Origin of the sequence: Aneurinibacillus sp. REN35 (assembly GCF_041379945.2) — a bacterium.
Classification (GTDB): domain Bacteria; phylum Bacillota; class Bacilli; order Aneurinibacillales; family Aneurinibacillaceae; genus Aneurinibacillus.
Genome location: NZ_JBFTXJ020000025.1, coordinates 21,502 through 33,798 on the forward strand (window position 1 = coordinate 21,502; position 12,297 = coordinate 33,798).

The window sequence follows — 12,297 nt, forward strand, 5'->3', positions numbered from 1 at the left end:
GTCACCATGGAAAGGTTGAGTATATGCTGCGGGAGCTTTTCATTAATATTGCAGTGCTGGTCTCTCTGTTATTTGCGGCCAATCACTTTTTTGAAAGAACGTACTTTCAGCGGCTTTCCAAGCGGCAGCTAGAGATTTTGACAGGAGTGACCTATGGCTGTATAGGGATTGTGTTACTGGCGTTTCATTTTGAGGTGAAGCCCGGTATCTTTATCGATATGCGGCACCTGCCTATTATGCTCGCATCGTTATATGGCGGGCTGCTTCCTGCTTTCATTGCAGGAGTAGTGATGGGGTTCACCCGCTTGGTTCAGACAGGCATAGAGCCGATGGCGCTGATCGGTTTTGTGAATATTGTCGTTGTGTCTCTTGTTTGTGTATTTCTATCGCGCTTTTTTGTGAATAAGTGGGTAGGCGGCCTTGTCCTAATGCTTTATATATTTCTTCAGAATGTGGCGATTTTCTTCTCCATTCTTACAGATATAACCCTTGTGCTGACAGCTAGCATGAAGTATTGGGTGATGCTCTTTCTCGGAGGTACGCTAAGCCTGTATGTACTTGATTATGTTCAGCGTTCCAATGATTTGGTTCGTTTATTGAAAGCGACGAAGGAGCAGTTGGAATCGTTTATTGAGCATAGTGCCGATGCCATTGTTATTTTGGGGATGGATCGGAGCGTTCAGCAGGTGAACGCAAGCTTTGAGAAGATGTACGGTTGGGAGGAAGAGGAGCTTATTGGCAGACAGCTACCTCTTATTCTGCAAAATGCACAGGAGCAAGCGGAGAAAATATTTGCGAAAGTAAAGCAAGGTGAATCAATTGCCGGACAGGAGATGGAGGCACGTCGTAAAGATGGTAGTGTACGCAATGTATTCCTGACGATATCTCCAATTAAAGATGGAGAAGAGGTTATCGGCATCTCTATTATTTCGCGGGATATTACTGAACGGAAGAAACATGAAGAGGCACTGCGTAAGAGCGAAGCAAAATATCGCTATATTACAGAGAATACGTCGGATCTGATTGTGGTGATGACTACGGAAGGGATGATACAATATGCCTCACCTTCCCATGAAACAGTGCTTGGCTGTAAACCGTCTGAAATTGAAGGGGAACCCCGGCCGGATTTGCTTCCCATAGATGAATTATTTAATACCGAGAAGAAGATCGAAGAAATTATCAAAACGAAAAAAGAGGGAGAACTTGAATTTCATATTCAGAACAAAAAAGGAGAATGGCGGCTGCTAGAAGCATACATTAAGCCAGTACTAGATGTAGTGGGTCAAGTGGAATCGCTTGTCATGGTCAGTCGTGATGTGACTGAAAAGAAGCGTACAGAGGAGCTGCTGCAGCAATCGGATAAGCTATCGATGATCGGCGAGATGGCTGCAGGGATTGCCCATGAGATTCGTAATCCGCTGACGACGCTCAAAGGCTTTGTTCAATTAATGAAAAGCGATATGCAGCATTCTATACATCTTGATTTGATGTTCTCGGAATTAGAGCGCATTGAGATGATTACGAACGAGCTGCTTGTGCTAGCTAAGCCTCAGGTTAGCCAATTCAAGCAAAAAGATATCGCATCATTGCTTGATAGTGTCGTAATGCTTCTTAGCACACAAGCGGTTCTCTATGATATTGAGATAGAAGCGCGATATGAACAGATTCCTCTTGTTATATGTGAAGAGAACCATCTCAAGCAGGTCTTTATTAACATTATCAAAAACGCGATAGAAGCCATGACTGAAGGCGGCCGGATCACTATTGACGTTCGGCGAGAGGACGCTGAGCAGATTCGCATTAGCATTGCGGATGAAGGCTGCGGAATTCCGAAGGAGCGGATGGCCAAACTGGGTGAGCCGTTCTATACCCTCAAGGAAAAAGGCACGGGACTTGGGTTGATGATTTGTTATAAATTTATTAAAGAGCACGGAGGTCAACTGTTCTTCGAAAGCGAGGTTGGCAGGGGAACACTGGTCACCATCCTGCTCCCAATCGACGGCGCGAAAACATCCTAGCCCCATCATACCGGCGTCAGACATGTGGTAAAAAGTTAAACGATCGTTTAACTTTTTTTGGAAGGGGGAAGCTGCCGGGTAGGAGGCTGTTCGCTCAAAATCAGAAGCAGCAAGGGAATCCGATTGCCCCCTTGCTGCTTCTTTGTGTACGTGCGGGTGTTGCCCGGTACATGCCCCGTAAAAAGCTACAATAAACATTCATAGTAATCATGTACAAACGCTTTCTCGAATCCGCAGGACTGGTAAAGATGCAGGGCGTTCTCATTCTCGCATGCGACTTCTAATGCGATATGAGGTAGCTGCTGCTTTTGGATCTCATCAAGCGTAAGGGCGAGGATATGCCGGCCATGCCCCTGACCGCGAAATGCGGGGTCTACACAAAATCCATAAATGAAAGCGTCATCCGGATTTATCATGACACTGATTCTTCCAATCGGGAAGTCGTCCTTTTTGAGATAAGCAATATAGGTTTGGGTGTTTGGACTTTCCAACGCCTGAATCGTATACCCTCGTGCTTCCTGTTCGATCATAGCAAAGCCGGATTGATTCAGAGCAGTAAGTATATCGATATCCGTCATATCAGCCCGCTTCAAATAAACGGCAGGGTTGGAGATGTAAGGTGTGTGTTCTATTAACTTCATATGGTATTCTGAGAAGGAATAAGTGCTGTGAATAGAAGTGGCAAAGTGTTTTGCTTCAATGGACTGTCTTGGACAGACAAAAAGCAGACGATGTACGCCGCGCCGCCTGCCCTCTACCATCGCTTCTTTCGATAAAACTTTAAAAATACCGCGCTGACGGTGTTTCGGATGTGTCATACCGACGATTTCAATCTCCCGCTGATTGAACTGATAGAGTGCGAGATAGCCCAGCAGTGTGCCGTTTTCGTAATAGAGGAAATCATTTGTTTCCTCATTTGAACGACGATCCAGCATATCCCAGATGAGCTTGATCTCGATGCTTTCATGTTCCTTGCATTGTGCTGCGAGCTGGCGAATGTCCTGTTTTTCCTGTTCGGTGAGTCCTTGCCTGGCGGCTGGTTGAGGTTGAATGGGTGTCATATGATCACTCCCCTTCCGATTCTCTACTTACTTCCAAATTCATTATACATAATAATCCGCGCTCTTATAGATGAACGGCGGGTGATGAAATCGGTACAATTTGGTTAGATTAAAAGAAACCATGTGCCAAAAGGAGCTGCATAACGATGAATATTTTTTCTGTCGGCGGTCCGGGTCAGCGCAAGCTGTTGATCAGCGCGGGGATTAGCTGGCTGTTCGACGCCATGGATGTAGGCATTATCTCATTTATTGTCGCTGCACTGACCGTCGCGTGGAGCCTGACCCCTGAGCAGGTGGGATGGCTGACAAGCATCAACTCGATCGGTATGGCTTTTGGCGCGGCGTTGGCCGGCATATTGGCGGACCGGTATGGAAGGAAAACGGTGCTTCTATCCACCATTATCATTTTCTCTATTGCTACAGGTCTTTCTGCACTCGCAACGTCCTTTGTTGTATTGTGTGTGCTGCGTTTTATCGCAGGCTTCGGACTCGGCGGTGAGCTTCCGGTAGCTTCTACACTTGTCTCGGAGAGCATGCCTGCAGCGGAGCGGGGGCGTGCGGTGGTGCTGCTGGAGAGTTTTTGGGCGGGAGGCTGGCTGCTGGCGGCGCTGATCGCCTACTTTGTTATCCCATATTACGGCTGGCAGGCTGCGTTTATTATCGGAGCGGTGCCGGCTGTGTATGCGATATATTTGCGGAGCGCCATTGATGATTCGCCGCGCCACCTGGCGATCAGGGAGCAGCGCAAGCTCTCCTTTTGGCAAAGCATCGTATCCATTTGGACGAAGGAGCATCGCAGGTCAACTGTGGTGTTATGGGTGTTGTGGTTTACCGTCGTGTTTTCCTACTACGGGATGTTTTTATGGCTGCCGACCGTTATGGTGCTGAAAGGATTCAGCTTAATTAAAAGCTTCGAATATGTACTCATTATGACGCTCGCACAACTGCCGGGCTATTTTACGGCCGCTTATTTTATCGAGCGGTATGGCAGAAAGTTTGTCCTTGTGCTGTATTTGTCGCTGACAGCCGGAAGTGCGCTGTGGTTCGGAAATGCTGATTCCGTACCTTCCCTACTTGCGGCAGGTATTCTCTTATCGTTTTTCAATCTGGGAGCATGGGGTGGCCTGTATGCGTACACTCCGGAGCTGTATCCGACGAGTGTGCGTTCTACCGGTACTGGGATGGCTGCATCATGCGGGCGGATCGGTGGAGTTATAGCACCGCTTTTGGTTGGTTATATGGTAAAGAACGGAATAGGAATCTCTTGGATTTTTACAATGTTTTTTGCCGTCATTTTGATTGGGGTGTTGGCAGTAGCTTTCTTTGGCAGGGAGACACGGAATATAGAGCTTGTGGATTAACTATCCAATATGAATATGACATAGAGAAGCCTGGGTGCGTACCCAGGCTTCTGTTGCATGTAAAGAATATTAGTTCAATGGCCGCTGCGGATCATAAGGATGTTCATCGTATGCTCGTTCTGCTGCACTTCCACCCTCTGACAGGTTATCGTTATAGTAATTTTCGTTTAATGTGCCATGATCGCGGAATGTCTGCATGATTTGCCGCGCTTGCTGGTCGTGCGCATTGACCAGTACAAGAATATCTCCGTTCTTCACATGTTTCTCATAATCCCTCGCTTCATTCTCAGGGATGCCCATGCCGATTAATGCCCCCATAAGCCCTAGAGCGCTTGCACCGAGTGCGGCCCCGCCCAATGTCGTAGCGATGGGTCCTGCCGCCACGATCGGCCCAATGCCCGGTATGGTTAAGGCGCCGATGCCTACCAGCAGACCTGTAAGGCCTCCGAGCATTCCTCCGGTCACAGCCCCTGTTGCCAATCCCTCATTGACCTTTGTGCCTGCCGCTTTTTCTATGCTGCGGATTTCAGAGCGGTCTTTGACAATGACCGAGATGTCCTCAGGCCGGTAACCCATAACCTTGAGTGCCTCTACTACTTTCGTCGCGTTATCACGCGTATGGAATACACCTACCAGTGTTCTTGCCAAAATAACACGCCTCCTTACGCTTATTGTTTTTCATTACCACAAAAAAGAAAGAGTTAACTGCGGCCTTACGAGAGACGTTGTAGGAAAAACATTTTTTTTGTCGAATCTTTTTAATTTAGAAAAAAAGAAGGGGAGGCTAATGCGCAGATGGAGAATTGTAAATGGATCTTAAAAAAGAGGGCAGATGGACAGAGAGAGGACGCATATTTAGCGCCGTTTACTGAACAGGAAGCAAGCAGGGTACAGGCGTTCCACAAGACGATGGACAGCTACCATCCAACTCCGCTGCATAGTCTTCGGCATCTGGCACAGCATTTGGGGATTGGAAAAATATATGTAAAAGATGAATCAAAGCGCTTTGGGCTACAGGCGTTTAAAGCGCTTGGCGGATCGTATGCGATTGGCCGGTACCTTGCGGCGCAGCTGCAAAAAGAGATCGAGGAGACATCGTTTCAAGAGTTAACATCGCCGAATGTCAGAAATAAGCTTGATCAGATTACCTTTGCCTCGGCAACAGACGGTAATCATGGCAGAGGTGTTGCTTGGTCGGCTACACAGTTTGGACAGAAGTCAATCATCTACATGCCGCAGGGTTCGGCGCAGATTCGACTTGAAAATATTCGTCGGGCAGGCGCAAAAGCAGAGATAACAAATCTGAATTACGACGATACCGTACGTCTCATGGAGAAGCATGCCGAAGTCAATGGATGGGTGCTTGTTCAAGATACAACTTGGGATGGGTATCAAGAAATACCGCTGCATATTATGCAGGGATATATGACGATGGTAATGGAAGCTCTTGAGCAGATGCGTGCAGATGGCGAAGAGAAGCCTACCCATGTTTTTATTCAAGTAGGTGTCGGCTCGATCGCTGGTGCGGTACAGGGCTTGCTTGTAAATATGTTCGGGGATGAGCGTCCGATTATGATTATTGTAGAGCCGAATAAAGCTGATTGTCATTATCGCTCCGCTTTAACGGAAGATGGAAGCCTGCAATATGTAACAGGCGCTATGGATACGATGATGGCAGGATTGGCTTGCGGAGAGCCGAATCCGCTCTCCTGGCAGATCATGAAGACGTATTGTGAGATGTTTATTTCATGTCCGGATGAAGTGGCAGCGCACGGTATGAGACTGTTAGGTAATCCGCTTGCAGATGATCCGCAGATCATCTCAGGGGAGTCAGGGGCGGTAACAAGCGGACTTGTAAGTCTTTTAATGCGTGAGAAACAGTTGCGTGAAGCGCGGGAGGAGCTGGCACTTGATCAAGATTCTGTTGTGCTGGTATTTAATACGGAAGGAGATACCGATCCAAAGAATTACCGGCGCGTAGTATGGGATGGAATTCTTTCGAATGCGTAAAATATAGGAAGCGGCTGGCATCGGATTTATCCGAGGGTCCAGCCGCTTTCTGTCTTGTGCAAGCATTTGATTTCTATAATAGCGTCTGTATTAAGTGGGCCGTAGATATGGGGATATAGATTCGAGTCCTTGGCTCGTTCATATTTGACCTCGGAGGTTACGCGATCTTCGTCGATGACAAGCAGCAATAATTCATCTGTACAATCTTTGTATACACGATTGGCTACATTCATGAGAAGGTCGTCGCCCTTGGTAGCGTGGATGAAGCCTTCCTCGTTGTAATCGCGCGGAACGTATTCTTTTTTATCTTTGAATTGTTCCCAGTAGGAGGCTTTGCATAAGCAGTAGATGATTCGCATAGTACCAGTCAATTCCTTTCCATTCCGAGTATAAACCGTACTGTTTTTTATTATGGGCGATTGAGATGGGGCAGGCCAGTAAAAGATGTAAAATTTCTTTTATTTTGTTGTAACTCTGCATATATTTTTTCGTATAGAAAGATAACCAATGGACAAAGGAGACAAGATTATATGTCCTTTTTTAAAGACTTGATGAAAATGCTGTCAGGAAACAAAAAGCACGGATATCGGCACTACAGCAGCAGCGACTATCATCGCCGTTCGCATCGTCCGCAGGACTATGGTCGTTCTCATTATGGGCACTCTCACTACAAGAAAAGAAAGTACTCAAGCCGCAGTTTCTTTAGCAGCTAGTCTATACGTATTCTACAGAAGGAGAGAGGATGAACAAAAGCCTCTCTCTTTTCATTTTCATCTAGCTCAGTCCCATAGTACAATATTTTTATAGTAGTAAATAATTGTTGGCAAGGGAGGGAAGCGAAGATGGGCCTGCAAGGGGAGTCTGAAGAAGAAGTGATATCCTTTCATTCAAAGGAGCGCTGGATGCGTAAGAGGAAGGAGATAGAGGCATGGAATCGGCATGAAAAGGTTGTAAGAAAGCCTAAAACGACGGTTCCGTTTCTTCATGATGAAGTGGATGAAGAACTATTTCCCGCTCTTTTTTTGTTGAATGATGCAGGCGTTCATACGCAGCACTCCTGTGCAGGTGTAAGTTTGTTGGATGATCCTATTCATCATTCCCTTTATGCGTATGTAACCATCCTTGATTCCAAGAAAGGCCGGGATCTGATTGCTGATCTGCAGCGGCGCATGCGCCACCGTCTTCTTGTCACATATGAACCAAAGAGAAAACGCTACGACCTTTCATCTTTTTATATTAAGCATAACCGTTCATTTTGTTTTTTGCTGTATCAGTATGCAATGTGCTGGAAAAAACACCCCTAGTGGTGAAAAACTTTTGTATACGTTACAATAAAAATAAAACGCTTTAAGTGGAGCTGAAAAGGAGAGAATCGTATGTCAGCGTTATCTGAGATCATGAAGTATAATCAGAATTTTGTTGAAGACGGAAAATACGAAGAATTTCGCACCACAAAATTTCCGGACAAGGGTATTGTTATTCTTACTTGTATGGATACTCGTCTTGTTGAACTTCTCCCTCATGCAATGAACCTGAAAAATGGTGATGCAAAAATCATCAAAAATGCTGGTGCATTGGTATCCCATCCATTTGGAAGTATCATGCGCAGCATCCTGGTAGCCGTATATGAGCTGCAGGCCAAGGAAGTGTTTGTAGTCGGACACCATGATTGCGGGATGACTAGTCTAGAGTCCAATGCATTGCTTGACAAAGCGAAGGCAAGCGGTGTAACAGAAGATAAGATTGAGACGCTGCAGCATGCAGGAATCGAGCTGGATAAATGGCTAACGGGTTTCGATAGTGTAGCCGACAGCGTACAGCAGACTGTAGATAATATTAAGAAGCACCCACTGTTCCCACAAGCAATTGCGGTTCACGGTTTGGTTATTCATCCGGAGACAGGGAAGTTGGACGTGGTGGTAGAAGGATAAGTGTAGTAAAAGAAAAGGGCGTCTGGCACACTAAAGGTCAGAAGCCCTTTTTTGCAATAGAAGGAAGGTATGCCAAGACGGAAGGAGTTGGGGATGTGACACGTCATATTATTATTGGCGGCGATGCGGCCGGCTTGAGTGCCGCTACGCAAATCCGGCGTTTGGACCCTGAAGCGGAGATTATCGTGTTTGAGAAAGACAATATCATCTCGTATGCCAAATGCGGCCTGCCTTATTACATAGGAGGGATCATTCCGGAAGCCGATCATCTTAAGGCAATGCCTCCAGATGTGCTGCAGGATAAGTTTGAAGTACAATTGCATATGAACAGTGAGGTAATGTCCATTCACCCGGATGAGAAGGTGATTACCGTACGCCAGAAAGGCGAGGAAGTGAAATATCCATATGATAAGCTGTTGATTGCGACAGGAGCACGCCCTCGTTTACCGGACTGGACGGGCGGAAAGCTTGATGGAGTATTCCCGGTAAATACAATGGCGGATGCGCACAGAATCAATGCATGGATTGAAGAAGAAGATGCTAGAAAAGTTGTTATTATCGGTGGAGGATATATTGGACTTGAGATGGCGGAGACTCTGACGCATAAAGGATGTAGGGTGACAGTTGTCACGCGCGGAGCCCAACTATTAAATCCCTTTGATCCGGATATGGCTAAGCTTGCGGAAGAAGAACTGCGAAAACATGGTGTAGATGTGTATTTGCAGGAGGATGTAATCGAAGTAAGAGGAGAAAACGGTCGAGCCGCCGAAGTATTAACAGAGAGGACAAGTTTTTCGGCACAGACGGTAATTGTGGCGGTAGGAATTATCCCGAACAGCGAGATGGCAATCGCGGCTGGAATACGGACAGGCCTAATGAATGCTATTGAAGTGAATGAGAAGATGGAGACAAGCCTTCCAGACATTTATGCTGCTGGGGATTGTGCCACTCAATATCATATGCTCAAGAAGATGGATGATTATATTCCGCTTGGAACAACGGCCAACAAGCAGGGGAATATCGCTGGTTATAACATGGCAAACAGTGAGAAAGTCTTCCCTGGAATATTGGGAACGGCGATTCTAAAAGCATTCGATCTAGAATGTGCGCGTACCGGTCTTAATGAAGAGGAAGCACGTAAGGCAGGGATTGCATTTGCTTGTGTAACCCGCCGTACGAAAGATCATGCCGGCTACTATCCCGATGCTAAGACATTATATGTGAAGCTTTTATATCAAGCAGATACGCATATACTGCTAGGCGGACAGCTTATCGGGTATGGGGGTACAAAGCGAATTGATACGCTTGCTTGTGCCATTACTTCCGGTATGACACTCGAAGAACTCATAGATCTTGATGTAGCATATGCTCCTCCGTTTTCCGGAGTATGGGATCCTATCCAACAGGCTGCCAGAGAAGTGCTCAAGGGACTAACCAATAATAAGGAAAAGAGGTAATGGATATGAAAACGAAAACGATTCTAGTTCCGGTTGACGGATCGCAACATGCGCTGCGGGCATTGAGAGAGGCAGCGGATATGGCGAAAGCTTTTGATGGCACTATTCTTTTGTTAAATGTTCAATATGATTTAGAGACCTTCCATACGCGTCGTTTTTTTAGTCGTGAACAGATCGAGCAGTATGAAAAAGAACTGAGCGATGAGGTACTTACTCCTGCCGTAGATGAATTACGACAGTATGAAGTAGCGTTTGAAGTGAAGGTAAGGGTGGGCAGCCCGAAAAAAGAAATTATAGCGGAAGCGTCAGAATGCAGTGCTGACTATATTGTAATGGGTTCGCGCGGCATGGGTTCAGTGATGGGGAGTGTGCTAGGGAGCGTAAGTTATGGCGTACTAAATGAGGCATCGTGTCCGGTAGTGATCGTACCGAATCGTAAGGAGAAGTAAGAATCTTCAAGATAAAGCAGAAGCTGAGGTGAACTACATATGAAGGTTGAGACGATTCGCTTTGCAGATGAAGCAAAAATCGTATGGCAGGAGACCGCGGGACTTGCGATTGTAACAATAAAACGGCCATGGGCAAGAAACGCCATGACACCGGAAATGTGGAAGGCATTAGCTGATATCGGAAGAAAAATTGAAAAGAACGAGAAAATAAAAACGGTGATCTTGCGGGGAGATGGGAATCAGTTTACCGTAGGCTCAGATATTAAGGCATTTCATAAGATGTCGATTGAAGAGGCGAATGAAGCCTTTGTTGTCATGGAAGATGCGATTTCGTCATTTGAGCATTTGCGGATTCCGACCATTGCGTTTCTTACAGGCCCGGCTATGGGGGCGGGCTTGGAATTGGCGCTTTCCTGTGATTTGCGTATAGGGACTCCAGATGCTTTGCTTGGAATCCCAATTGGGAAGTTGGGTATTACAATTAGCCAACGCTTTTCACAGCGCTTGGTCAATCTCATTGGTCCAAGCCGTACGAAGGACTTGATTTTCACGGGTCGTGCATTTAAAGCTGAAGAAGCGTATAGCCTTGGGCTCCTGAATTACCTGGTAAGTGAAGAGGAGGCAGATGCATTCTTGTTGGAGTTAGCAAGAACTGTATCCTGCGCTTCCATGAATTCGTTACAGGCGGCTAAGGAAGCGGTAGCGCGTTGTGTACCGTATACAGAAGTTGCATTTGGCCATCGTGGCTATCCACAGTATATTGATCCTGTTGATTTCCCTGAAGGTGTGGCTGCTTTCGTGGAAAAACGAGAGCCGAGATTTGGACGTTCTGTTCAAGCTTCATCATAGCTTTACAAAAAATTAGCCTTTTCCCTGGCTGAATAGAGTCGTTTGTATTATACAATGAATATAGTAACAGCAAATCAATGCTGCAAAAGGAGATGACGGTATGACTGGCACCGGTATGTGTATGCAAAGAGAAAGTAAAAGGCCGGGACAGGTGTGCCGTCTCTACGTTATGTCTTTTTTACGCATAGGCAAGAAGATACCAGGCATAAAATGTTCTATGTTGGAGAGCAATAAAAGGACTACCTCATGTTGTATTGAGGCAGTCCTTTGTTTTTTATTAAAGGTAAAGCACATAATCAATATTGATGACAGGAGGGGTAGTGTGGATAGGATGAAGCCATATAAAGATGGTGCCTTCTACAATATGAGTGAAACATTTGTAAGCTTTAACGATGTATTTGCCCGTATTTTGCGGTTTGTAGAACAAGATCCGCTTGCAGAATATGCGATGGCGATTGGGACGGATTCACATGCGTATCAATCCTATACGAAGTTTACATCTGCTGTATTGATTCATCGTTTAGGTAAAGGCGCGTGGGGATGCCTGCGTGATTATGTTGTGCCTCGTCGTATACAAAGCTTGCGTGAAAAGATTTCGCTTGAGACCTCTCTTAGTCAGGAAATTGCTTATTATGTGACTCCGGAAATGGTTACGCGTATCTCGGATGTATTGTTGCCATATGTAGATAAGGGAGCGGACTTTACTCTGTCTATTCATTTGGATATTGGTACGAAGGGAGCCACGAAGGAGCTAATTAAAGAAATGGTGGGTCGTATTCAAGCAATGGGAATTGAAGCGAAAATTAAACCCGAATCCTATGTAGCTTCAAGCTATGCAAATCGGTTTACAAAGCGAAGTTCTATTCTGAAACGTCAAGCAAACTAATCGAGTCTATAGGTTTATTTAAACATTTTTTTAGGATTTTAAAAAAGTGCTTGCCATGTTTATTTAAAGCATGATATATTAATTTCTGTCGCTGATAATACTTTAAAGGTAGAGAAGCGACTACATAGACACAACATGTTCCGCAGTAGCTCAGTCGGTAGAGCAATCGGCTGTTAACCGATCGGTCGCTGGTTCGAGTCCGGCCTGCGGAGCCATCATGTGGCCCGTTGGAGAAGCGGCTTAACTCACATGCCTTTCACGCATGCATTCAGGGG

The 12,297-nt window shown here is 45.9% G+C and carries 12 protein-coding genes and 1 tRNA gene; 10 read left to right on the forward strand and 3 right to left on the reverse strand.

Going from position 1 to position 12,297, the window contains the following annotated elements:
• Nucleotides 1-23 precede the first annotated feature (23 nt).
• Nucleotides 24-2,018 carry a PAS domain S-box protein gene (locus AB3351_RS23405; RefSeq protein ID WP_371149524.1) on the forward strand — a complete coding sequence of 665 codons (1,995 nt, stop codon included), beginning with the start codon at nucleotides 24-26 and terminating at the stop codon, nucleotides 2,016-2,018.
• Between the two features lie 185 nt (nucleotides 2,019-2,203).
• On the opposite strand, the gene AB3351_RS23410 is transcribed toward AB3351_RS23405, so the two are convergent.
• A complete protein-coding gene (locus AB3351_RS23410; RefSeq protein ID WP_371149525.1) occupies nucleotides 2,204-3,079 on the reverse strand; it encodes a GNAT family N-acetyltransferase in 876 nt (291 codons plus the stop codon).
• A 146-nt stretch (nucleotides 3,080-3,225) separates the two neighbouring features.
• Here AB3351_RS23410 and AB3351_RS23415 point away from each other — a divergent pair, with 146 nt between their 5' ends.
• Entirely contained in the window at nucleotides 3,226-4,440 is a 1,215-nt protein-coding gene (locus AB3351_RS23415) for an MFS transporter (RefSeq protein ID WP_371149526.1), read from the forward strand.
• Nucleotides 4,441-4,509: 69 nt separating this feature from the next.
• Here AB3351_RS23415 and AB3351_RS23420 read toward each other — a convergent pair whose 3' ends face one another.
• Nucleotides 4,510-5,088, reverse strand: coding sequence for a general stress protein (locus tag AB3351_RS23420; RefSeq protein ID WP_371149527.1), 579 nt, complete (start codon nucleotides 5,086-5,088; stop codon nucleotides 4,510-4,512).
• A 147-nt stretch (nucleotides 5,089-5,235) separates the two neighbouring features.
• On the opposite strand from AB3351_RS23420, the gene dpaL reads away from it, so the two are divergent.
• Nucleotides 5,236-6,450 carry a diaminopropionate ammonia-lyase gene (gene dpaL / locus AB3351_RS23425; protein WP_371149528.1) on the forward strand — a complete coding sequence of 405 codons (1,215 nt, stop codon included), beginning with the start codon at nucleotides 5,236-5,238 and terminating at the stop codon, nucleotides 6,448-6,450.
• Nucleotides 6,451-6,476: 26 nt separating this feature from the next.
• Here dpaL and AB3351_RS23430 read toward each other — a convergent pair whose 3' ends face one another.
• The gene (locus AB3351_RS23430; RefSeq protein WP_371149529.1) at nucleotides 6,477-6,809 is read right to left on the reverse strand and encodes a DUF952 domain-containing protein; all 333 of its coding nucleotides are present in this window, start codon (nucleotides 6,807-6,809) and stop codon (nucleotides 6,477-6,479) included.
• Between the two features lie 483 nt (nucleotides 6,810-7,292).
• Between AB3351_RS23430 and AB3351_RS23435 the strand changes: the two genes are divergently transcribed.
• The 7 genes from AB3351_RS23435 (at nucleotide 7,293) to AB3351_RS23465 (ending at nucleotide 12,237) form a co-directional block, all read left to right on the forward strand.
• A complete protein-coding gene (locus AB3351_RS23435) occupies nucleotides 7,293-7,754 on the forward strand; it encodes a hypothetical protein (RefSeq protein WP_371149530.1) in 462 nt (153 codons plus the stop codon).
• A 72-nt stretch (nucleotides 7,755-7,826) separates the two neighbouring features.
• Nucleotides 7,827-8,381 carry a beta-class carbonic anhydrase gene (locus tag AB3351_RS23440; RefSeq protein ID WP_371149531.1) on the forward strand — a complete coding sequence of 185 codons (555 nt, stop codon included), beginning with the start codon at nucleotides 7,827-7,829 and terminating at the stop codon, nucleotides 8,379-8,381.
• Nucleotides 8,382-8,476: 95 nt separating this feature from the next.
• Nucleotides 8,477-9,838, forward strand: coding sequence for an FAD-dependent oxidoreductase (locus AB3351_RS23445; RefSeq protein ID WP_371149532.1), 1,362 nt, complete (start codon nucleotides 8,477-8,479; stop codon nucleotides 9,836-9,838).
• Between the two features lie 5 nt (nucleotides 9,839-9,843).
• Complete coding sequence (locus AB3351_RS23450; RefSeq protein ID WP_371149533.1) at nucleotides 9,844-10,287, forward strand: universal stress protein; 444 nt, start codon at nucleotides 9,844-9,846, stop codon at nucleotides 10,285-10,287.
• A 39-nt stretch (nucleotides 10,288-10,326) separates the two neighbouring features.
• Complete coding sequence (locus AB3351_RS23455) at nucleotides 10,327-11,136, forward strand: enoyl-CoA hydratase/isomerase family protein (protein ID WP_371149534.1); 810 nt, start codon at nucleotides 10,327-10,329, stop codon at nucleotides 11,134-11,136.
• 331 nt (nucleotides 11,137-11,467) lie between these two features.
• Nucleotides 11,468-12,022: a ribonuclease H-like YkuK family protein gene (locus AB3351_RS23460; RefSeq protein ID WP_371149538.1), complete on the forward strand. Its 555-nt coding sequence runs from the start codon at nucleotides 11,468-11,470 to the stop codon at nucleotides 12,020-12,022.
• A gap of 139 nt (nucleotides 12,023-12,161) precedes the next feature.
• Nucleotides 12,162-12,237: transfer RNA gene (locus AB3351_RS23465), tRNA-Asn, on the forward strand.
• Nucleotides 12,238-12,297: the final 60 nt, after the last annotated feature.